Source organism: Streptosporangium brasiliense, assembly GCF_030811595.1.
Lineage (GTDB): Bacteria > Actinomycetota > Actinomycetes > Streptosporangiales > Streptosporangiaceae > Streptosporangium > Streptosporangium brasiliense.
The window spans coordinates 1,496,575-1,517,792 of record NZ_JAUSRB010000001.1; the positions used below are offsets into that span (position 1 = coordinate 1,496,575).

16 protein-coding genes and 5 pseudogenes are annotated in these 21,218 nt (G+C 71.1%); 16 read left to right on the top strand and 5 right to left on the bottom strand.

Annotated elements, in window-relative coordinates:
* The first annotated feature begins 175 nt into the window (after positions 1 to 175).
* From J2S55_RS06695 to J2S55_RS06740, 10 genes are all read left to right on the top strand, one after another.
* A complete protein-coding gene (locus J2S55_RS06695; RefSeq protein ID WP_306858083.1) occupies positions 176 to 1,603 on the top strand; it encodes a DegT/DnrJ/EryC1/StrS family aminotransferase in 1,428 nt (475 codons plus the stop codon).
* A complete protein-coding gene (locus J2S55_RS06700; protein ID WP_306858084.1) occupies positions 1,600 to 2,766 on the top strand; it encodes an MFS transporter in 1,167 nt (388 codons plus the stop codon). Before J2S55_RS06695 ends, J2S55_RS06700 begins: the two co-directional genes overlap by 4 nt.
* Positions 2,767 to 2,781: 15 nt before the next feature.
* Positions 2,782 to 3,762, top strand: coding sequence for a sulfotransferase (locus J2S55_RS06705; RefSeq protein WP_306858085.1), 981 nt, complete (start codon positions 2,782 to 2,784; stop codon positions 3,760 to 3,762).
* 22 nt (positions 3,763 to 3,784) lie between these two features.
* Positions 3,785 to 4,612, top strand: a complete 828-nt coding sequence (locus J2S55_RS06710) for an SDR family NAD(P)-dependent oxidoreductase (protein WP_306858086.1) — start codon at positions 3,785 to 3,787, stop codon at positions 4,610 to 4,612.
* A gap of 35 nt (positions 4,613 to 4,647) precedes the next feature.
* A complete protein-coding gene (locus J2S55_RS06715) occupies positions 4,648 to 5,478 on the top strand; it encodes a class I SAM-dependent methyltransferase (protein WP_306858087.1) in 831 nt (276 codons plus the stop codon).
* A 57-nt stretch (positions 5,479 to 5,535) separates the two neighbouring features.
* Positions 5,536 to 6,381 carry a family 3 encapsulin nanocompartment shell protein gene (locus tag J2S55_RS06720; RefSeq protein ID WP_306858088.1) on the top strand — a complete coding sequence of 282 codons (846 nt, stop codon included), beginning with the start codon at positions 5,536 to 5,538 and terminating at the stop codon, positions 6,379 to 6,381.
* A gap of 57 nt (positions 6,382 to 6,438) precedes the next feature.
* Positions 6,439 to 7,725, top strand: coding sequence for an NAD(P)/FAD-dependent oxidoreductase (locus J2S55_RS06725; RefSeq protein ID WP_306858089.1), 1,287 nt, complete (start codon positions 6,439 to 6,441; stop codon positions 7,723 to 7,725).
* Between the two features lie 51 nt (positions 7,726 to 7,776).
* Positions 7,777 to 8,508, top strand: a complete 732-nt coding sequence (locus J2S55_RS06730) for an aspartate/glutamate racemase family protein (protein WP_306858091.1) — start codon at positions 7,777 to 7,779, stop codon at positions 8,506 to 8,508.
* A 273-nt stretch (positions 8,509 to 8,781) separates the two neighbouring features.
* Positions 8,782 to 10,335, top strand: coding sequence for an SWIM zinc finger family protein (locus J2S55_RS06735; RefSeq protein WP_306858093.1), 1,554 nt, complete (start codon positions 8,782 to 8,784; stop codon positions 10,333 to 10,335).
* A complete protein-coding gene (locus J2S55_RS06740) occupies positions 10,332 to 11,594 on the top strand; it encodes a DUF6493 family protein (RefSeq protein WP_306858095.1) in 1,263 nt (420 codons plus the stop codon). The genes J2S55_RS06735 and J2S55_RS06740 overlap by 4 nt, the downstream gene beginning before the upstream one ends.
* A gap of 15 nt (positions 11,595 to 11,609) precedes the next feature.
* Here the strand turns inward: J2S55_RS06740 and J2S55_RS06745 are convergent.
* A pseudogene (locus J2S55_RS06745) lies at positions 11,610 to 12,137 on the bottom strand (lipid II flippase MurJ); the annotation flags it as partial.
* A gap of 59 nt (positions 12,138 to 12,196) precedes the next feature.
* A complete protein-coding gene (locus tag J2S55_RS06750; protein WP_306858096.1) occupies positions 12,197 to 13,186 on the bottom strand; it encodes a helix-turn-helix transcriptional regulator in 990 nt (329 codons plus the stop codon).
* Between the two features lie 93 nt (positions 13,187 to 13,279).
* Here J2S55_RS06750 and J2S55_RS06755 point away from each other — a divergent pair, with 93 nt between their 5' ends.
* The 3 genes and pseudogenes from J2S55_RS06755 to J2S55_RS06765 form a co-directional block, all read left to right on the top strand.
* Positions 13,280 to 13,678 carry a VOC family protein gene (locus tag J2S55_RS06755; protein WP_090932844.1) on the top strand — a complete coding sequence of 133 codons (399 nt, stop codon included), beginning with the start codon at positions 13,280 to 13,282 and terminating at the stop codon, positions 13,676 to 13,678.
* Between the two features lie 211 nt (positions 13,679 to 13,889).
* Positions 13,890 to 14,166 (top strand): annotated as a pseudogene (locus J2S55_RS06760) (MMPL family transporter); the annotation flags it as partial.
* Positions 14,167 to 14,247: 81 nt separating this feature from the next.
* Positions 14,248 to 14,442 (top strand): annotated as a pseudogene (locus J2S55_RS06765) (MMPL family transporter); the annotation flags it as partial.
* Between the two features lie 249 nt (positions 14,443 to 14,691).
* On the opposite strand, the gene J2S55_RS06770 reads toward J2S55_RS06765, so the two are convergent.
* Positions 14,692 to 16,164 (bottom strand): amidohydrolase family protein, encoded by a 1,473-nt coding sequence (locus tag J2S55_RS06770; RefSeq protein WP_306858099.1) that lies wholly within the window; start codon positions 16,162 to 16,164, stop codon positions 14,692 to 14,694.
* Entirely contained in the window at positions 16,161 to 17,414 is a 1,254-nt protein-coding gene (locus J2S55_RS06775) for an MFS transporter (RefSeq protein WP_306858100.1), read from the bottom strand. The genes J2S55_RS06770 and J2S55_RS06775 overlap by 4 nt, the downstream gene beginning before the upstream one ends.
* 805 nt (positions 17,415 to 18,219) lie before the next feature.
* Here J2S55_RS06775 and J2S55_RS06780 point away from each other — a divergent pair.
* Positions 18,220 to 19,012 (top strand): annotated as a pseudogene (locus J2S55_RS06780) (transposase family protein).
* 42 nt (positions 19,013 to 19,054) lie between these two features.
* Positions 19,055 to 19,678, top strand: coding sequence for a DUF6461 domain-containing protein (locus J2S55_RS06785; protein ID WP_306858101.1), 624 nt, complete (start codon positions 19,055 to 19,057; stop codon positions 19,676 to 19,678).
* Positions 19,679 to 20,131: 453 nt separating this feature from the next.
* Here J2S55_RS06785 and J2S55_RS48225 read toward each other — a convergent pair.
* Positions 20,132 to 20,344 (bottom strand): annotated as a pseudogene (locus J2S55_RS48225) (BTAD domain-containing putative transcriptional regulator); the annotation flags it as partial.
* A gap of 143 nt (positions 20,345 to 20,487) precedes the next feature.
* Between J2S55_RS48225 and J2S55_RS06790 the strand changes: the two are divergent.
* Complete coding sequence (locus tag J2S55_RS06790) at positions 20,488 to 21,132, top strand: hypothetical protein (RefSeq protein ID WP_306858102.1); 645 nt, start codon at positions 20,488 to 20,490, stop codon at positions 21,130 to 21,132.
* Positions 21,133 to 21,218 lie beyond the last annotated feature (86 nt).

Genomic DNA, 21,218 nt, shown 5'->3' on the forward strand with positions numbered 1-21,218 from the left:
CCGGCCGCTCCCGGCCCCGCGACCGCGGCGGGGCGCCTGACAGACACGTTCACCATCGCCACCTTCCACGCCGCCGGCGCCGCGACCACAGCCGCGCCGGTGCGGTGACCACGCCTGCCCAAATGCCGCCAACGAGAGAACCCAGCCGATAACGCCAGTAACAAGGAGCCCGACGGTGGACGGAAAAATGGAGAGTCCGGCGCTTGCCGGGTTGGTCCGGGAGCCCGGCGGAGCCGGGGACGCGCGGCTCGCCGTACACGGCGGCGACCCGGTCCGGCGCACGCCCTGGCCGACCTACGACAAGGGAGCCGTCTTCGTCCATCCCGAAGACGAGGAAGCGGCGCTGCGCGCCATCCGCAGCCACCTCTATTTCCGCTACGACTATCGAGCCCACCGGGAGACCGAGTGCGGCGGGTTCGAAGAGGAGCTGTGCCGCTACTTCGGCAGCAAGCACGCGCTGGCCGTGTCGAGCGGCACCACCGCGATCGCGCTCGCCATCATGGCGGCGGGGATCCCGCCGGGCTCCCTGATCGCCTGCCCCGGCTTCACCTTCGTCGCCACGCCCAGCGCCATCGTGCTCGCCGGCTGCAAGCCCCTCCTGGTGGAGGTCGACGAGAACCTCCGCATGGACCTCGACGACCTCCGCCGCCGCTGGACACCCGAGATCAAGGCGATCCTGGTGGTCCACATGCGCGGCTTCGCCGCCGACATGGAGGGGCTGACGCGCCTGGCGGCGGAGATGGGCGTGCCGGTGTTCGAGGACGCCGTGCCGGCCCTCGGCGTCGAGCTGCAGGGCCGCAAACTCGGCACCTTCGGTCTCGCGGGCGCCTTCAGCACCCAGTCCGACAAGTCGCTCAACTGCGGCGAGGGCGGCTTCCTGGTCACCGACGACAGCGTGCTCTTCGCCCGCGCCGTCGTGCTCTCGGGCGCCTACGAGGGGCGCGTCCGGCGGCACTTCCCGGACGGCGAGCCGCCGATCGCCACCGACCTCGACCTGCCGCTGCTCAGCTTCCGCATGGACGAGATCCGCGCGGCCCTGCTCCGCGCCGAGCTGCGCCGGCTGCCGGTCCGCCTGGAGCGCTTCCGCCGCAACTACGACTACGTCGCCGCGGCGCTCTCGGACCTCACCGAGATCGAGATCCGGCAGCCGGTGGCGCCCGGCGCCTACCTCGGAGAGGCGTTCATCTTCCGCGTCCCGGGCGGGGACGCCAAATGGTTCGCCCGCGCGCTGTGCTGCGAGGGCATCGACGCGCGCAACCTCGGCTCCGACGAGGACGCCAACGCGCGGGTCTTCTGGAACTGGCGGTTCCTGTTCGGCGCCGAGGAGGTCAAGGAGATCAAAGCGCTGCTGCCGGACACCACGCGCCACATGGAGCAGGCGGTCGACGTCCCCCTGTCCTCCAGCCTCTCGATCGAGGACTGCGACCAGTTGATCGAGGCGGTCCGCAAGGTGGCGCGCGCCGCCGGAGCGGACCGGCGCCCGCCGGAGCCGGTCCAGGCCGGTGCGGCCGACGAGCGCAGGCACGCGCTCGGCGGCTTCCCGGCGGAGCCGGTCCCGGCCGCCGGGACGGCCGACGCCGCCCGGCGCAGGCGGCGGCGATGACGACCTCCGCCGACCGGGGCACGATCCCGCGCCGGGCCCTCGTCGGAGTCTTCGGCGGACTCTTCTGCGGCTACGTGGGCCTCACCGCGGCGATCCCGGTCCTGCCGGGCTTCGTCCGGGAGAGTTTCGGCGCCACCGACTTCGCCATCGGGCTGGTGGTCATGGCGACGGCGCTCACAGCGCTGCTCGTCCGGCCGGTGGCCGGCCACCTGGCCGACCGCTACGGCCATCGCCGGGTCATGCAGATGGGCGCGCTGATCGTCGCCGCCGGCGGCGCGCTCTACTTCCTGCCGCTCGGCCTGGCCGGCCTCGTCGCCGACCGCCTGCTGCTCGGCGTCGGAGAGGCGTCGCTTTTCACCGCGGGCGCCGTCTGGACCGTCTCGCTCGCGCCGCACCACCGCCGCGGGCAGCTGATCGGGCTCTACGGCGTCAGCATGTGGGGCGGGATCTCGGTGGGGACCTTCCTGGGCGCGGCGCTGCTGCCGGCCGGCTACGGCGCGGTGTGGGGCTTCAGCGTCGCCGCCGCGCTCGCCGGCCTCCTGCTGATCAGCTCGGTCCCCGGGCCCTCCCACGCCGGGCAGCCGAGCGGGGGCGGCGGCCTGCTCCTGCGCCCGGCGCTGCTGCCCGGGGCGGCGCTGGCGCTCGCCGCCGCCGGCTACGCCGGGCTCGCCGCCTTCGTCGTCCTCCACCTGCAGGCCCGCGGCATCCATTCGGGCGTCGCGGTGCTCAGCGGCTTCAGTGCCGTCTACGGCGGCACGCGACTGGTCATCGGGCATCTGCCGGACCGGCTCGGACCGCGCCGGGTCGCGATCTGGTCCGGCATCGGCGAGGCCGTCGGCCTCCTGATCATCGCCCTGGCGCCGAACCTGCCGGTCGCCGTGTTCGGCGGCCTGGTCATGGGGGTCGGATTCTCGCTGCTGCACCCCTCGCTCGCCCTGATGGTGATGAACCTCACCGACAGCTCGAAGCAGGGGGCCGCGATCGGCGCCTACACCTCCTTCTGGGATCTGGGCCTGGCCGTCTGGGGGCCGCTGATCGGAGTGGTCGCCACCGGCTTCGGCTACCCCGCCGTGTTCGTCGTCGGCGCCGTCTGCGCGGCGGCGGCCGTGGCCGTGGCCCTGTGCGTCCGCCAGCCGAGCGAACAGCCGGCGGCCGCGGGCTGAGTTGAGGAGAACACCATGGGAACGACACCGCTCAAGATCCTCTGCATCACCGGCTGGTGCCGCAACGGAAGCACCATCATCGGCAACGTCCTCAACGAGATTCCGGGGTTCTTCCACGTCGGGGAGGTGCACTTCCTGTGGAAGAACGCCGCCGGCAAGGGCGTCAACAGCCTGTGCGGCTGCGGCGAGGTGCTGACCCGCTGCCCCGTCTGGTCGGAGATCCTCCTGTCCGGCCTGCCCGCCGGCCTCTCGCCGGAGGCCCACGCCGACGACGTGATCCGCCGCCAGCGCGCCTGCGTCCGGACCCGGCACACCTGGCGCGTGCTCGACCGGGGACTGCACTGCGACGACATCCGCGAGCACGCCGCCCTGATGGCGCGGACCTACCACGCCCTCGCCGAGCGGACCGGCACGCAGGTGATCGTGGACACCACGAAGATCCCGGGGGAGGCGGCGCTACTGCCGCACCTGGAGGGGGTGACGCCCTACTACGTCCACCTCGTGCGCGACCCCCGGGCGGTCGCCCACTCCTGGCGCGAGCCGAAGCAGTACGTCTACGCCATGTCGTCCCGGATGAGCACGGCCTACTGGCACGGCTTCAACCTGGCCTCCCACGCGATCACCCGGCGCCATCCGGAGCGGTCGATCTTCCTGCGCTACGAGGACTTCATCGCCGATCCGGCCGGCACCGTCGACACGCTTCTGCGGCTGTGCGGCGCCGATCCCGCCGGCAACCCGGTGCGGGACCGGACGGTCGAGCTGCACGCCAACCACACGGTCACCGGCAATCCGGACCGCTTCCGCACCGGCGCCACCGTCATCAGGGACCGGGACGACTCCTGGCGGAACGGTCTTTCGACCCCCGCCAAGCTGGCGGCGGCGACGCTGTCATGGCCGCTTTTCCGGCGCTACGGCTACGGATACGGCGGCACCCTCCAGTCCGGGCGGCGGGCCGACGCCGCCGCGCCGCGAGCGGCCAAGAGCAGCGAACAGTAGAGACCAGCGAGGAGGACGACGATTGGACCTGGGGCTTGAGAACAAGGTCGCGCTTGTCGCCGGCGGTTCGAGCGGCATCGGCCTGGCCGTCGCCAGGGAACTGGCCGGTGAGGGCGCGCACGTCGCGATCGGCGCGCGCGACCGCGACCGGTTGGAGGCCGCCGAGCGCGACCTCAAGGAGGTGGCGCGCGGCCGCGTCCACACCACGAGCGTCGACATCACCGACCGGCAGGCGGCACGTCGCTGGGTGGAGGAGGTCGCCGCCGACCTGGGCGCGCTCCACGTCGTCCTCGTCAGCGGCGGCAGCCCGCCGATCGGTACGGCTTCGCAGTTCGAGCTGGAGGAATACCAGGCGGCCGTCGACAGGGTGCTCCTGCCGGCGGTGAACCTGGCCCTGACGGCGCTGCCGTACCTCAAGGCCGCGGGATGGGGCCGGTTGCTCTTCGTGGCCTCGGAGACCGCGAGCGTCCCCATCGCCCCGCTGGCGCTGTCCGGGATGACCCGCGCCGCCATCGTGCGCTTCGCCCAGGCGCTCGCCCCGGAGGTCGGCCGCGACGGCGTCACCGTCAACGTGCTGGCCCCCGGCGGGGTCCGCACCCCGCCGATGGAGCGGGCGGCGGCGAAGCTGGCCGGGGACGGCGACGTCGAAGCCCAGCTACGCGCCATGGGCCACCACAGCGCCGTGGGCCGCCTGGCCCGCCCGGAGGAGGTCGCCGCCGTCGCGGCCTTCCTCGCGAGCGAGCGGGCCTCCTACGTCACCGGCGCGGTGCACCTGATCGACGGCGGCGCCGGCGTGACCGGGCCGGAGCTGCCGCACCTGACGGCCGCGCAGAAGAACACCTACGCATGACGGACGCGAGACCTGAGCAGACAAGGGAGCCTGTGATGTCGATGACCAGCCATGTCTACACGGAGAAGGACGTCGGAGACTTCTTCGACCAGACCACCGCGACCTACCTGAACTTCTGGGACAGCGAAGGCGTCCTCCACACGGGGTACTTCGCCGACGACGCCGACGAGGACTACCGCGCGGCCGCCGAGCGGACCTCCGACATCATGGCGGCGGAGGCCGGGATCGACGGCTCCTCCCACGTGCTCGACGTGGGCTGCGGCTGCGGCAACTTCCTGATCCACCTCGCCGACCGGCGCGGCTGCCGGGGGGAGGGGCTCGACCTGAGCGAGGAACGCGTCAAGTTCGCGCGGGAGCTGGCCGGTGACCGGCCCGGCATCGGATTCCGTCACGGTTCGGCGACGCAGATGCCCTACGGAGACGGCGGCTTCTCCCACGTCGTCAGCCAGGACGCGCTCTTCCTCGTGCCGGACAAGCCGCGCAGCCACGCGGAGATCCACCGCGTCCTGCGGCCCGGCGGAGTCTTCGCCTTCTCCGACTTCCTCCAGCCCAAGAAGGAGATCGGCGAGCGCGCCCGCAGGCACGTCTACGACCGCGTGAGATGGAGCGGCGGCTACTCGCTCGTCGAGTACCAGGCGGCCCTGGAGAGGGCCGGGTTCGAGATCATCCTCGCCCGCAACCTCGAAAGCCACATCAGGCAGACCTACCGCGTGCTGGGCAAGACGGCGCGCGAGCGCGCCGAGGGGGCGCAGGACGCCGCGGCGCGGGCCTGGATGCTGGCCTTCTCCGACTCCTGCGAGGAGATCCAGGTCGCCATCGACCAGGGGGAGTTCGGCTGGGGGATCTTCGTCGCCCGCAAGCGGTAGTGCACAACCACGACCAGCGAGGAAGCCATGCAGCGGACAGACAATATGAAGCGCACGATGGCGGAAGTCGTCGCCCAGCGCAAGACGGAGATGTCACCGGGCCGGATGTTCGTCGAGGCCTGTGCCGTCAAGGGGACCGAGGCCTGCGTCGAGTACGACGTGACGATCACCGATTCACTGACGAGCTCACGGCGGAAGCCGCGCTATCCGGCACGCAACATGCTCAAGGTCGTCGACCTCTCCAGGGACCCGCGGCAGTACTACTGGCGGGAGAGCCCGCCGCTCCCGGACGACCCGAAGGTCGACGAGGCCGACCTGAGGCGCGAGGCGGCCAACCGCTTCCACAAGGCGCCGATCCCGGAGCTCCTGCCCACCACCGCGTGGGTCCAGGTCCCGCCGGACCTGTGGGAGGACGCCGAGACCTTCGAGTCCTTCGTCAACTACCGGCTCATCGTCCGCCTCGCCACGGCCGAGAACCACACGATCATCCGCGGCGGGGGCGGGCTGCTGAACATCCCGCAGATCGCGCGCATGACGTCGAAAGGACCGTTCGGCTCGACGATCCTCGCGGCGTGCAACGAGGTGGAGCAGATGGGAGGCACGGCCGACGGCCTCATCATCAACCCCGTCGACTACTACACGTTCATGGGCAACAGCCGCCTGATGGACGACGTCGAGCAGAACGGCGTCTTCATCGTGCGCACGCGTCTGGTCGATCCGGGGACCGCCATCGTCGGCGACTTCGGGCACGGCGCCCTGCTGTTCGACGCCGGGCGCTCGGTGATCCGCTTCGCCGAGCCGCCCCCCGGGGTCTTCGCCGAGCCCGGCCTCGCGCTCATGGCCGAGATCTACGAACGGGTCGTGATCAACCTCCCGACCAACTTCTTCATCGTGAGCCTGTAACCGTGAGCCTGTAGAGGACAGCACATGCCGACGATGCTCCCCCCAGACGCGACGCCCATGAGACACGATCCCGACGTCCTCGTCATCGGCGGCGGCATCGTCGGCCTGTTCTGCGCCTACTTCCTCCGCCGCGCCGGCAGCAGCGTGACCGTGGTGGAACGCGGGCCGGTCGGCGGCCCGCAGTCCTGCTCCCACGGGAACACCGGCTTCGTCGGCACGCAGGGCGCGGCCCCCCTCGCCGAGCCCGGCGTGCCCGCCCAGGGGATCCGCTGGCTGCTGAACCCGGAGAGCCCCTTCCACATCAAACCGCGCTGGGACGGCGGGCTGCCGCGGTGGCTCTGGCACTTCCGCCGCGCCTGCAACGAGCGGGACGCGGAGGCCGCCTTCCACGTGCTGCTCGACCTGAAGAAGCGGAGCCTGGAGATCCTGCGCGAGGTCTGCGCGGACGACGGCCTCGCCTCCACCTTCACGGCACAGGGCATGGTGCTGGCGTTCAAGACGCCGGAGGGATTCGACAAGGGATGCCGGTCGGTGCCGCGGGCGGTCGACAACGGCGTGCCGCTGCGCGTCCTCGACCCGCAGGAGCTGCGCGCGCTCGAACCGGACGCCGAGTTCGACATCAGCGGCGCCCTGTACAACGAGGAGGGCGCCTACCTGCGCGTCCCCGACTTCCTGCGCGAGTTCGCCCGGACCCTCCAGGGCATGGGGGTCGAGATCCACGGGCAGACCGAGGTCCTCGGCTTCGAGGTCACCGGCCGCGAGGTCGGACTGGTGAGGACGGCACGCGGAGACCTCAGGCCCCGCGAGGTGGTCGTCGCCGCCGGCACGTGGTCGGCCGAACGCGTCCGCGAGCTGGGCCTCGGGCTCATGCTCCAGCCGGCCAAGGGCTACACCGTCACGGTCAAGACGCCGCGCAACGCGCCGCGGCGGCCGGTCCTGCTGAGCGAGGGGAAGGTCGCGATCGCACCGCTCGGCGACCGCCTCCGCCTCGGCGGGACCCTGGAGCTGTCGGGCATGGACCGCACGGTCTCCCGCCGGCGCGTCGAGGGCATCCTGCGGACCGTCCAGGCGTATCTGCCGGAGATGGAGCACACCGAGACCCTTGAGACCTGGAGCGGCCTGCGTCCCTGCACGCCGGACAGCCTCCCCTACATAGGGCGGGCCGAGCCCTACCGCAACCTCTCCGTCGCGTGCGGTCACGGCCACATCGGCCTGGGCCTCGCGCCGGCCGGCGGCAGGCTGATCGCCCAGATCCTCGCCGGGGAGCGGCCCGACATGGACCCGGAGCCGTTCCGCGTCGGCCGCTACGGCGGGTGGGCGCGCCCCTTCCGGCGACGACGATGACGACCTCCGGCGACGACGATGACGACAAGGACATCCGGCGGGAGAACGACCATGGCAGACGGAGCGGAGGCGGGGCGGGACATCATGATCGGAGTCCTCTGCCTCGACACCTCCTTCACCAAGATCCCAGGACATATCCGCAACCCGACCACCTTCGGCTTCCCCGTCACCTACAAGGTGGTGGAGGGTGCGACGCCGGAGCGCGTGGTGAGCCAGGCCGATCCGCGCCTGCTGGAGCCGTTCGTCCACGCGGCCCAGGAGCTCCAGGCGCGAGGGGCGGCGGCGATCACCGGCGCCTGCGGCTTCCTCGTCCTCTTCCAGGAACGGCTGGCCGCCGCCGTGGAGGTCCCGCTCTACGCCTCAAGCCTGATCCAGCTGCCCATGGTCCACCGCATGCTCCGCCCGGACCAGAAGGTCGGGCTGCTGGTCGCCAAGGAGTCCTCCCTCACCCGGCGCCATCTCGCGGCGATCGGCGGCGAACATGTCCCGATATGCGTCGCCGGCATGGCGGAGCAGCCGGAGTTCCGCGAGGTCATGCTCGAAGGGCGGCGCGTCGAACTCGACGCCGACCGCCTGGAGCGTGAGGTGCTGGGCCAGGTCGACCGGCTGGCGCGCGACAATCCGGACATGGGAGCACTCGTCATCGAGTGCACGGACCTGGTGCCCTTCGCGCACGCGATCCAGGCGCGGATCGGCGTGCCGGTCTTCGACATCGTGACGCTCACCGAGATGGTGTACCGGAGCCTGACACGCCGGCCCTTCGGCCGCCCCGGCGCGGCCTGACCGGACCTCTGCCCTTCGGCGGCCCTGGCGGCCCGATGGCCTGGTGATCCAGTGATCCAGTGACCCAGTGATCCGATGGCCGGACGGTCAAACGGTTCGGCGGTTTGACGGTCCGGTAGTCCGGTGATCCGGAGGTCCAGTGGTTTGGCGATTCGGCGGTCCAGGGGCCAGCGGTCCGGTGGTCAGGCGGTCGGGTGGTCCGGAAGCCCGGTGATTCGGCGGTCCGGTGGTCCGGATCATGTTTTGTCGGTGGTGATCTCTACTGTCCGGCGCATGACGAACGCGGTACAGGCGTATTCCTACGCCGGACTCTCCACGCTCTCGGAAGGCCACCTGGGGCTGTCGACCTCCGGCGGCCGGACGGCCACGGGCTTCCTCGACCATCCCCGCTTCTTCAGCGGGCTGCTCACCCAGGCCGCGCCCGCCGCGGCGGGGCTGCTGGCGGTCGCCGACGTGGCGCTGGCGCGCTATCACCGGCCGCAGCCGGGGTTCACCCGCGACCCGGTGGTGACCTGCGGCGGCGACCGGCTCCGGTTCGAGTCGTTCTCCGCCTGCGGCGGCGTCTACGCCCGGCTGGACGTGCTGGGGGCCGCGCTCGACGGTGAGGTCTTCGACCGGGGCACCACCAACGTGGACGTCAACAACCCGCTGCGCGAGGCGCTGGCCAGGGTCGGCGGCCGGGACCCGCTGCACGTGGGCGTCGGGCCCGACGAGCTCACCGTCACCACGCTCGACGGCGCGGTGGTGGAGAAGAAGGTCCCGCTGCCCGCCCGGTGGCTGCGCGGCTTCGCCGAGGTCCAGGTGATCGCCGCAGGGTTCGACCTCCGCGCCGAACTGCCCGGCCCGCACGCCGTACGGTTCCTGCGGAGCCTGCCCAAGCGGGCGGCGGCCGAGGTGTGGGCCGTGCCGACCGGCCGGGAGCTGCGGGTGTCGGAGCGGCAGGCGCCCGGAGGGGTCCACCTGGCCGGGGTCGGGCGGCTGGCCACGATGACGCCGCTGCTCAGGTTCGTCAAGGCCCTGCGCGTGTACGGCCCGGCCGACGGCTCCGGATCCAGCGCGTGGGAGCTGGAGCTGCCCGGCATGCGCTACACGCTGACCCTGTCCCCGCAGGCCTGGCGGGGCTTCTCCGGTGAGGGCGCCGTCCTCGACGACCTGTCCGGCGAGGAGGTGGCCGACGACGCCGACCTGGTGGGCCTCCTGCTCAACTTCGAGCCCACCCTGGAGCTCGGCCTGCTCGCCGAGCGCTCCGGCCTCCCCCCGGAGCGGGTCCGGGCCGCGCTCACCCAGCTCGGCACGGCCGGCCGGGTCGGTTACGACCTCGCCGAGGCCGCCCACTTCCACCGCGAGCTGCCCTACGACCGCGACCACGTCGCGGCGCTGAATCCCCGGCTCACCTCCGCCCGCGCGCTGGTGGCCGGGGGCGCCGTCCGGCTGACCGGCCCCGGCGCCGCCGAGGTGACCACCGACGGCGGCGTCCGCGCGGTCGGGCTGGCGGACGGATCGTGCACCTGCCCCTGGTGGTACGACCACCGCGGCTCGCGCGGCCCCTGCAAGCACGTGCTCGCCGCCCGCATCCTGGCCCGGGAGCTCCCCGGCGCCCCCGACCGCGAGCGCCCCGGCGTCCTCACCTCGGAGGCCGCCGCCCCCGGCAGCCCCGGGACCGCCGCCCCCGGAACCGCCGCCCCCAAGACCGCCGCCCCCGGAACCGCCGGCTCCGAGACTTCCGGCCTGCAGACCGCGGCCTCCGAGACCGTCGGCTCCGATACCTCGGGCCCCGAGACCGCCCTGACCGCGCGGGCCCTCCGGCCCCAGGAGCCCTCCCGATGACCGTCTGGGACGAGGTCCGCGACCTCATCGACGCCCGCGGGACCGCTGCGCTCGCGACCCGCATGGCCCGGCTCGACGACGCCGGACGGCAGGAGGTCGCCCGCGCGCTCCCCGGACACCTCAAGCTGGTGCGCGAAAGGGTGGCCGAACTCACTCCCTGGGACGGGGCGGGCGACTGGGCCGAGCCGCTGCGGGTGGCGGGCGCGGGCTCGCTCGGCGGCGCGGCGGCCGTGGCCGCCTGGCTGCACAAGCGCGACTTCGCCGCTTCCCGGTGGGAGGTGTTCCACGACACCAGGGCCCTTGTGGAGGTCATCTCGGTGCGGGACCCGCAGTGGCAGGCCGACCTGGCCACCCGGCTCGCGCTCCGCGTCCGCGACCGGCGCTCCCCGGGCGCGCCGCTGGTCCTGGACCTGCTGCGCCGTACCGGCGTGACCCCGCCGCAGCACGACCCGCTCGTGGTCGCCTGGGTCTCCACGCGGCCCAGCGCGCGCGGTCTCCGCAAGGACCCGCTCCGCGACGCGCTGCTGCCGAGGATCTTCGAGGCCCAGGGCGTCGGCCGTGCCCTGCGCGAGGAGCGGAGCGACCCGCTGAGCGCCTACTCCTGGCTCGGCGCGCTGGCGGTGCTCGCCGGCGAGGGAACGGTCAGGCGCGAGCTGCTCCTCGACGGCTGCGTCAACCGCTTCCTGCGCGGCGGAGACGTCCACGACCTGCGCTTCTTCGCCCGGCTGCACGAGGTGCTCGACCCCACCCACGTCGAGGTGGAGTCCCGCGCCCGCGACTACCTGCACCTGCTGCCGGCGGCGCCCGGACCGGTGGCGGAACTGTCGCTCAGGCACCTGCGCCGCCTCGACCACATCGACCCGGACGACGCGGCCGAGGCTCTGGAGGGCCTGCTGTTCCGCGCCGAGCGCGGGCTGGTCCGGGCCGGACTCACCTGGCTGGACCAGATCGTGAGGCGGGCGCCGGAACGGGCCGACGGGCTGGCCCCCGCCCTCGCCTCGGCTCTGGGCCACGAGGCGTACGCCGTGCAGGAACGGGCCGTGCGCCTGGCCGTCAAGCACGCGCGGCACCTGTCCCCACCGGGCGCCGAGCCCCTCCGCGCGGCGCTCGCCGTGCTCCCGCCCGACCTCGGACGGCGGCTGGCCGAGGCCGTCGGGGGAGAGGCGAGGCCGGAGGAGGAACCCGAGACCGGCGCCCGCTGGAGATATTCCGAGGGCGGGCAGGAGCACTACGCCGGTGAGCCGCAGGCTCTGGGATAGATCGGCAGTGACCTGGGCGAGGTCACGGTCGGCCGCTGCCCGGCTCATCCGGGGCAGGACCCCGGTGATGACGGTGACCGCGATGACCGCGTAGGGCAGTTGGAACAGGGCGTAGGCATTGGAGTAGACGCTGACGGCGCCGGGCCCGGCCTGCGAGGCGATCCGGGTGATCACGATGAACACGGCCTGGGCAGCGGCCACGGATGCGATGGTCCACCCGGCCAGGACGGCGATCCGGCGGACCCCGATCCCTCGGGGGTTGGCGCGTAGCCGCAGCCGGAATCCGGATCGCTGGCTGGCCAGAGCGAGAACAAGCATCTGGGCGGCGACCCCGGCGCTGGTGCCGATCGACAACAGCAGCATCTGAGCATGAGTCAGCGATTCCAGCTTTCCGGTGCCGCCGATCAGCAGAAAAACCAGCGCGGTGGCGATGACGACAAGGTTGTTGGCCACCGGTGCCCACATCGGCGAGGTGAAGCGGCTGCGGGCGTTGAGCACTGCGGCTAAGGTCGCACTCACCCCGTAGAACAGAATCTGGGGCATGAAGTATCGGGTGAACACGACCGCTGGATGTGCCGTCTCATGACATAGGTTCCTCGCCGTCAGGCTTGGCGGGCGTAGGACGTGAGGCGATCGGCGAGCGCGATGACGAGGTCGCGCAGTTCATCGGGGCGCTCGATGACGAACGGCCGGTCGAGTGAGGCGAGTATCCGAGGCAACCAGTCGAGCTGCTGCGCCCGTAGCTCGACGCGCAGCCAGTGCCCGGCCGCCCGGTCCTGGCCGGCCGCGGGCTCGTACTCCTCCAGGCTCGTGACGCTGGCGGGAAGGTGCGCGCGGATCTGCTCAACTGTCCCGTGGATCCGCAAGGTCACCTCATGCCGGTACTCGGCCGTGGCGAATCCTGACAACACGCGCTGTGCCGGACCGGGACCCATGGGCGCTTCGAATGAGCCGGGCAGGGTCCGCGCGGCTGCGATGCGATCGAGCCGGAAGGTTCGGTCCTCGCCGACCTGGGCGTCCTTGCCCGTCACGTACCACCGGCCCGCATGGGCGACGATCCCGTACGCGTGCAGTGTGCGTTCGCTGCGCCGTCCGTCGCGGTCGGTGTAGCGGATCGAGACCGGTCGGCGGTGGCGCACCGCATCGGCGATGGTGAGCAGGAGCCCGGCGTCCGGGTGGTCCAACTCGCCGGGCTGATCCGTGAAGGCGAGAGCTTCCAGGAGTGTGTCGAGCCGGCGGGCGATGTGCTTGGGCAGCACCCGCCGGATCTTCGCCGATGCCGTCTCGTTTGCCGTGCGCTCCGTCGCCGTCAGCCCTGCCCGGCGGCCGGTGACCAGGCCGAGCAGCACGGCCAGCGCCTCGTCGTCGCTGAGCATGAGCGGAGGCAAGCGGTACCCGGGAGCCAGCCGGTACCCGCCGTAGCGGCCGCGCACCGACTCCACGGGCACGTCCAGGTCGATCAGCTGGTCCACATACCGCCGCACGGTGCGCCCTTCGACGCCAAGACGGTCGGCGAGCTCGGCCACGGTCCGGGTGCCGCCCGACTGCAGCAGCTCCAGGAGTGTCAGCACTCGGCCGGTGGGTCGTGGCATGTTCGCAGCCTAACGCGAATACAGGACCGATTCTGTCCACTATTTCTCCTAGCCTGCGACGTGCACGCCTCCAGCACAGCCAAGGAGATTCCCATGGACTTCGTCTCGATCCGCATCATCACCAGCGACGTAGCGCGCCTCGTCGAGTTCTACGAGCGAGCCACAGGGGCGCGGGCGACGTGGGCCACCGAGGACTTCGCCGAACTCAAGACCGCGGGCGCCACCCTCGCGATCGCCGGCACCCGCACCGTCCCGCTGTTCGCCCCGGGCTCTGCCCGCCCGGCGGACAACCACAGCGTGATCACCGAGTTCCTCGTCGACGACGTGGACCGCGTTCACCAGAACCTGACCGGCTTCGTCACCGACTTCGTCACCGAGCCCACCACGATGCCCTGGGGTAACCGGTCGCTGCTGTTCCGCGACCCCGACGGCAACCTCGTCAACTTCTTCACCCCCGTCACCCCGGCGGCCATCGAAAAGTTCGCACGCTGACGCCACGCACAGCCGCTCACGCGGGAGCCCTGAGATCCCAGGGCTCCCGGTGAACGCGGCTGCCGAGTCCAGGAGCGCCACCAGCAGGGGACATCGGAACGCACCGCTGACCCCCGAAGGACGTCTGCGCTTGTGCCTGCGGGTCGACGCCGGACGTCCGATCGCGCACGTCGCTGCGGAAGCCGGAGTCTCCCGCACGCTGCCGGCCGGCGTGTCGGACCCGACGAGCGTCTTCGTCACCGCCACCGACGGCGGCGTCCTCACCGCTGGCCGGCTCGACGGCCTCTCCCATGCGCTCACCCAGGTCAAGGGCGTGGGCCAGGTCGCGCGGACCGTCCTGAACAAGGACCACCGCGCCGCCAGGATCGACCTGTGCACGACCGCGGACCCGCAGAGCCAGCAGGCCCGCGACCTGGCCTCCGGACCGATCCGGGCCGCGGTCGCCCAGCACACGCCCGCCGGGACGACGGCACACGTGGGCGGGACGGCGGCGATCATCGCCGACATCTCGACCGCCGTCGACCACGACCTGAAGATCGTGTTCCCGGTCGGTGCTGTTCCTGTTCGTCGTGGCGCTGGGCACCGACTACAACATCCTCATCGCCGACCGGATCCGGGAGGAGATGCGGCGACCGGGCCCGGCCCGCGCCGCCGTGGCCCGCGCGGTACGGCACACGACACCGGCCATCGCGACGGCCGGCCTGGTGCTGGCCGCCTCCTTCGCCAGCCTCGTCACGTCCCCGGGCAACGAGCAGATGGCCTTCGCGATGAGGCTGGGCATCATGCTCTCCGCGCTCGTCGTGTCGCTGGCGCTGGTCCCCGCCTCGCCGCACTCCTCGGCCGGGCCATGTGGTGGCCGCTCCGCCCGCGGCCCACCAAGGACGGCCACAGGCAGGACCGTGCGACCGAACCTGCTCCGGAACCCGACCGGGTCACGGCCTGCTGAGGCTTGGACCGGAGCCCGGCCCCGAAACGGCGGTCGGGGCCGTCAACCAGACGACCCGGACCAGGCATCAGGCTCTGACAGCGCGCCCGGGCAGGGCGGTCGGCAACAGATGCTCGTCGCGGACCACGAACCGGCCGCCGACAAGGACGTGAACGAACCCGGAGGAATGCCTGACCGTCTCGGTGTAGGTGGCACGGTCGCTGACGGTCTCGGGGTCGAAAACGGTCAGGTCGGCGTCGCAGCCCGCCTGAACACGGCCCTTGCGCCGCATCGCCGGGACACCCGAGCCCACCACGTCGGCGGGGATGAGCGTGCACCGGCGCACAGCCTCGGGCAGCGACAGGACACCGTTCTCCCGGACGAGCCTGCGCAGTGTCCGGCCGTAGGTGCCGGCCGTACGAGGGTGGGTGACGGCGTCGGGCCCGAGCGGCCAAGAGAGCGGGGCGGGTGCTCCCGAGCGCCACAGGAGGGGTACGGCGTCGGTGGCGACAGCGGCGTCGGTGAAGGTGAGGGCCCGCTGGATGTAGTCGAACTGGGCGGGGTCATCCTCGTCGAGCAGGTGGACGAAAGCCGCCGAGCCGGGTCCGCTCTCGCGGATTCGACGCAGGGTGTCGGCGTCGGGGATACGCCCCTCGGCACCGAGCAGGCCGATGGAGTGCGGGGTCAGCCCGCGCCGGTGGAGGAGCTCCGGGGCGAGGAAGGCCGCTCCGACGCCGGTCATGCCCGCGCCGTAGGGGTAGGCCTCGGTGGTGACGCGCGAGCCTTCGGCGCGAACCTTCTCCACCAGGCCGAGCACGCGGTCGACATGGCGGATGGAGGTGCTGTTGACGTGGCAGTAGTGCATGTGCGCGCCGGTCTCGGCGGCGGCGCGGACGATCTCCTCGGCGCCGTCGACGGGAGTGGTGGGGTCCATCTCGACAAGTTCGCGGGCGTGGGTGTAGGTGGGCAGCCCGACGCGGGCGGCGAGGGCGGCCACGGCGAGGTACTCGGAGGGATCGACGCGGGGCGCGTAGCCGACGAGGATGCCGATGCCGAGCGCGCCGTCGCCGAGGTCGCGCTCCAACATGCCGACGATGCGGTCGACGACATTTCGCGGAGCGGCGCGCTGCCATTCCTCGCGGCCGATGTTGGCGAGGAAGTCGTTCCTCAGGTCGCCGCTGGTGTCCAGGCCGAGGAGGACGGCCATACGGGCCACGGCCCAGGAGGTGGCGAAGCCGTAGTTGAGGGGCCTGCCCTCGATCTCGGCCCTGCGGTAGGCGGCGGCGACCGGGTAGGCGCCGGCCTCGAGTTCCAGGACGGTGGTGACGCCGTCGAGCGCCTGCAGGCGGTGGCCGGCGACGTCCATGCTGTGGCTGTGCAGGTCGATGAAGCCCGGGCTGACGACCAGGCCGGCCGCGTCGACGGTGGTGACGCCGTCGAGCGACTGGTCGGAGACGGCCTGGATGACCCCGCCGTTGACGCCGACGTCGCGTACGGCGTCCAGGCCGGTCTCGGGGTCGATGACCCGGCCGCGGGCGAGGACCAGATCGTATGTCGTCACGCGAACTCCTTCGTTCCGAGGCTGAACTGCTCAGGGCGCTGGGGCACGATCAACGCGATCAGCGCGCCGAGGACGGTGGTGGCGATGAGCAGGCCGAAAGCAGCGGTGTAGGAGAACTCGTCGACCAGGAACCCCATGAGGACGGGGGCGAGGACGCCGGCGATCTGACCTCCGACGTTGACGACGCTCATGCCGGATCCGATGACGGCGGGCGGCAGGGCGCGCACGGGCATGCCGAGGATGCCCATCGCGGAAAGGCCCGCCACGCCCATGGCGAGGGTCTGGTAGACGGTGAACCCGACAGCGGAGTCGGCCATCAGCATGAGCACCAGGAGCACGGCGGTGACCAGGAGCAGGGGGATGACGTAGAGCCGGGCCCTGTCGTGGAAGAAGCGGTCGAACAGCCAGCCGCCGAGAAAGACGGTCGCGCACGAGACCAGGCCGGGGATGGCGGACATGACGCCGGTGTTGATGAGGGAGATGCCGCGCTCCTCCAGCAGGTAGCTGGGCACCCAAGTGATCAAGCCGTAGCCGAGCATGTTGGTGGTGCAGAAGAGGGCGGCGAACTTCCAGACCGATGGCGAGCGCATGACGGCGCCGAGGCTGGTCCCCTCGTCCTGAACGACGTCGGAGCCGTTGAGGTGGGCGGGCAGCGCCTTGGGCAGCAGCTTCCAGAGTAGAACGCCGATGGCGACACCGGCGGCGGCGGTGACCCAGAAGGTGTGGCGCCAGCCGAGGGCGAGGATGAGCGGCGCGACGATGAGCGGGGCGACGCCGGCGCCGAGCTGGTTGGAGGCGAGCATGGCGCCGGCGGCGGTGGCGCGGACGGCGGGGGTGGTGCGTTCCGCGATGGCCTTGAAGGACGCGCCGGGAAAGAGGCCCTGGCCGACGCCGAAGAGAGCACGGATGACGAGGAGGGATGCCAGACCCCAGGCGATACCGGTGAGGGCGGTGAAGAGCGACCAGAGCAGCAGAGAGACCATGAGCTGGCGGCGGGCGCCGAACTTGTCGGCGAGGATGCCACCCGGCACCTGGCACAGCAGATAGACCAGGGAGAAGGCGGTGATCAGCCAGCCTTGCTCGGTCTTGGTGAGCGCGAACTCCTCGCCGATGAACGGCAACGCGACGGCCATCATCACCCGATCGACGTAGTCGATCACCCAGACGCCCATGAGCAGGCCGACGGTGACGGTCGCCGTTTTACGTATTTGCGCGGGCGCCAGGGTGGGGGTGTCTTCGGCGAGTCCCATTCACAGGCCTCCGGAGCTTTGAAATCAATGTTCCAGCAACCCTCCATCACGTCACCCGGGAGTGCTTCGTGCAGGAACATGAAGTCGGGGCCGCCGGCGGTGCGATCGAACCAAGATCTGTCCACCGGTGGTGAAACGCCTCGATGGTGCTCCCCCCGGGTCCAGGTGATGAGCCCCCAGAACGTCCCAGGAGCCTAGGCGTCAACCCGCACCGCGGTGCCGAGTTCACCTTCCTCTGTGGGTTCGGGCTTGTGTGGGCTGACCCCCTTGCCGGTATCGGACGGCGTCCGCCGGTAACGCGCGGTCTCAGGGGCCGGACGTGCCGGGTCCCGCTCCGGCACGGTCGCCGGGACCTACCACACCGACCGGTGGCACCCGATGAAGGTTCCCCGCCTGGCGGAGCGACTACGGGTGCCGGCCCCGGCCGCTCGGCCTCGGCGCGGGCCGGGCCGTCCCACAAGCGGCGATATACGGTGGCGGGCGGCAGGCCGGCGCGGTGCCGTCCGGATGTGCGGAGATACTCGGTCACGAGACCACCCGCCCGGCGATTTTCTCCTGCCGTTCGACCTCGACCTCTAGCGCGTCGAAGGTGTCGGCGTTCAGGTCGGGTTTGGCTCCAGCGAGCAACGCCTCCCGGGGGAACGCTTTTTCACGGAAGGCCCAGAAGCGGCCCCGGTCACTACGGAGCTCTTTCCATCGTGAAGGCGCTGGTCAGGATGGGTCTGCGGAAAGCGGTGGCGGATGAGAGGAGGCTCCCGACAAGACAGCAGTCGACCAAGATCCGATGCCCCAACCGGGAGCCTCGTTGCTGTCTTACCGTGCCGCGATTCCACTGTCCAACCACACCCCGATGCGCCTGGCCGAGCTCATCCGCACCCGGCACGCCGAACGCCGCTCCCGGTGGCGGAAGTCAGACCCGGCGCAGCAGGCGCTACTGGTCCTGGCCCGCTTGCGCAATGGCGACACCTACGCCCGCCTGGCCGCCGGATTCGCCGTGGGGACCACCACGGCCTGGCGCTACGTCCGCGAAGCCGCCGATCTCCTGGCCGCCCTGGCCGACGACGTGCACCCCGCCGTCGGGCGCGCATCCCGGCCGGCCTACACCATCCTGGACGGCCCTCTCATCCCGATCGACCGCCTCGCCGACGAGCGGCCGTATTACCGCGGCAACCACAAGCGGCATGGAATGAACGTGCAACTACCGGCCGACCCCATGGGCCGACCGGTGTGGGCCTCGCCCGCGCTGCCGGGCGCCGTGCACGACGTGAGCGCCGCTCGGAAGGCCGGCCTGATCGACGCCTTGACCAGCGCCGGCGTGAAGACCTTTGCGGACAAGGGGTATCAAGGCGAGGGCGGCACGGTTCGGACGCCGTTCCAGCGGCATCGCCATCGGTGCTGGTTGTCGCGCGGGCAGCGGGACGTCAACCGCGCCCATGCCCGTATCCGGGCCATCGGTGAGCGTGCCGTCGCGACCTTGAAGGGCTGAAAAGGTACTGACCAGGCTGCGCTGTTGCCCGCATCGAGCGACCGCGCTCGTGCAGGTGATCCTTGTGCTGCAGCCCGTGGAAGAAGGCCGCTACTGCCGCTACTCAGGATGAAATGGCTCTTGTCGTGTCGGTGGGTGCTGCGAGCATGACGGGATGATCGCGACTCCTGCCGACTACTCCTGGTTCTCCCGTGAGCGCTTCCCCGGCCTGGCGGATGCCTACTGCTTCACCTACGTCCGCGGCCTGACGCCTGAGGAAGTGGTGACCCGGCTCGGCGTCCGGGTTGAAGACTGCTCTCGCGTGACGCTTGATGGGCTGATCCGGTGGCAGACCTTCGGTGCCGTCGCCGTCGGAGACTGGGTGCTCCTCGTCGAGGCCTGCAGCGGGCTCGGCGTCACCGAAGAGATCATCATGCCGCTGTCGGCGGGCACCCGTCTCATCTCCCACTTCTACCTCGACGTCGATGACATGGACTACTTCTACTGGATCGACGACGGGAAGATCCGGTTCGAGTTCGCGCACGACGAAGGCTACTCCCACCGGATCGAAGATGGGAGGATCCAGTTCATGTTCAGGCCCCACGAAAGCTACTCGGAGGAGATGCCGGACGAACTCGCAGAGATCCTGGAGCGGATCGACTCCCCCGTCTACCCGATCGCCGCCCCCCACAAAGGGCCGGCGTTCCTCCTGGCCGAGCGCCTCACCGGGATCACGATGACGCCGCACCTGTTGGAGGAGTCCACCTACCTGGGCGGAGTCGTTCCCGGATCGAGGTGAGCAGGATCCATCGTCTGCAGCCCCCGCGGGTTGGCAGGCGGACGGTGGATCACTTCGCTGCACGCCCCTACAGGTTTCACGGGGGCACTGTTCTCCGCAGGCCTGCCGCACCAGGCCATCAGGATGAAAAAGCCTCAGCGCTGCAGCGTCGTCGATCACGATCAACATCCGCCGCCCATCCAATACCGAACGCAGCAGTGCGGCCCGGCCCGCAGTGGACGCCGGCAGATCATGCACGGGCACGTCCAGTGACGCCAGCAGTTCGGCGAGCACCTCGTTGAGGACCGTCGCCTCGGCTTGCGGAATGAGCCACTCGGTGAGCTGCTCCACCTCTCCAGATCGGCCGGTGAAGTCTGCGACGTCGGGGGGAAGTCGAGCGGGAGGGGGAAGCGCGCTGATGCCCGCTGGAGCGGCCGCCGCCGATTGCTCCTCAGCTGCGGTGATGTCCATGTACGTTTTCCGTAGCGCCGCGCCGGGCCCACGTCCTGCTTTTCGGGCGAGGGTTGCCACAGCGGTGTCGTAGTGCCGCAGTGCTTCTGACCGGCGTCCAGCGGCGTACAGGGCGCGTATCACACAGGTTGAATTCGTAGAGTCATAGAGTTGTGACTGTTTGCTGTGTCGGGTGTACGGCCGAGGTCTGCGGTAGGGGCAAAGGGGCGGGTACACGCCCGCCGAGCAGCGATGACGAAGCGAGCAGGCGCGGATACGGGCGGCTGACTGCTTCGCTGAGGCCGCCGGCTACGCAGGAACGCCGGCCTCGTCTAGATCGTTTCTCCTTGAGATCGGTGACTGCGGTCAAGGAGGCGCACATGGGGCTCACGCCACGGAGTCATTCATGGCAATGGGGCAAGGCGCGCGCCCAGATGCAGGTCACCGCGGTCACAGCGGCGGCCCCGCTCCTCGTCCTTGGCGTCGTGGCCGCGATCCTGCTGGGATTCTCCTGGCGCGGGCTGTTATGGGGTTTGGGGTTGGCCACCCTGGCCGCGGTGGTGCCGTCCTTATTGGTCCTCCTGTCGGGGAGGCTGTCATCGAACCTGGCAGACCCTACTTTGGCAGGCCCCGCGACCACGGTTTTGCACCTGAGGGCGGGCGTGCTCCTTGAGCTCGCCCGCCTGGGCGTTGTGACGCTCCAGGATGTACAGCTTCGCGATGCAGTCTGGCTGGGGCTCGGCGTTCAGTCCCTCAACGTGCTGGTCGGCCTCGTGTTGTACGCCGGCATAGTGACCCTTCGCCCGTCTCCGCTCGACCTGGAGCAGGCTGCGGCGGGCTGCTCGGATTCGTACTCCTACGGGCAGGGCGTACTCGGATTCGGCCGCAACACGCTGGTGGAGGTGGGACTCTCGCTGCTGCTGGCATTGAGCCCGTGGCTGGCCTTTGTCACCGTTCCCGTGGGCGCCATCTGGGAGGCCCTGACAGGCAGGACTCAAACAACCCCGCGCACGCGTGCACGCTGATTCCAGCGCAGGCACTTCGGCCCCGCGCGCCCCTGCTGAAACCAGCCCCAGGCTGGGTTACGGCGGTCGGAAGTCCAGGCCGGCCG

Bases quoted from the DNA above. Each gene is read 5' to 3' on its own strand.
- J2S55_RS06730 (WP_306858091.1), top strand. From the start codon at position 7,777: ATGGCAGACGGAGCGGAGGCGGGGCGGGACATCATGATCGGAGTCCTC.
- J2S55_RS06785 (WP_306858101.1), top strand. From the start codon at position 19,055: ATGATCGCGACTCCTGCCGACTACTCCTGGTTCTCCCGTGAGCGCTTC.
- J2S55_RS06725 (WP_306858089.1), top strand. From the start codon at position 6,439: ATGAGACACGATCCCGACGTCCTCGTCATCGGCGGCGGCATCGTCGGC.
- J2S55_RS06700 (WP_306858084.1), top strand. From the start codon at position 1,600: ATGACGACCTCCGCCGACCGGGGCACGATCCCGCGCCGGGCCCTCGTC.
- J2S55_RS06775 (WP_306858100.1), bottom strand. From the start codon at position 17,414: ATGGGACTCGCCGAAGACACCCCCACCCTGGCGCCCGCGCAAATACGT.
- J2S55_RS06740 (WP_306858095.1), top strand. From the start codon at position 10,332: ATGACCGTCTGGGACGAGGTCCGCGACCTCATCGACGCCCGCGGGACC.
- J2S55_RS06790 (WP_306858102.1), top strand. From the start codon at position 20,488: ATGGGGCTCACGCCACGGAGTCATTCATGGCAATGGGGCAAGGCGCGC.
- J2S55_RS06755 (WP_090932844.1), top strand. From the start codon at position 13,280: ATGGACTTCGTCTCGATCCGCATCATCACCAGCGACGTAGCGCGCCTC.
- J2S55_RS06705 (WP_306858085.1), top strand. From the start codon at position 2,782: ATGGGAACGACACCGCTCAAGATCCTCTGCATCACCGGCTGGTGCCGC.
- J2S55_RS06735 (WP_306858093.1), top strand. From the start codon at position 8,782: ATGACGAACGCGGTACAGGCGTATTCCTACGCCGGACTCTCCACGCTC.
- J2S55_RS06720 (WP_306858088.1), top strand. From the start codon at position 5,536: ATGGCGGAAGTCGTCGCCCAGCGCAAGACGGAGATGTCACCGGGCCGG.
- J2S55_RS06715 (WP_306858087.1), top strand. From the start codon at position 4,648: ATGTCGATGACCAGCCATGTCTACACGGAGAAGGACGTCGGAGACTTC.
- J2S55_RS06750 (WP_306858096.1), bottom strand. From the start codon at position 13,186: ATGCCACGACCCACCGGCCGAGTGCTGACACTCCTGGAGCTGCTGCAG.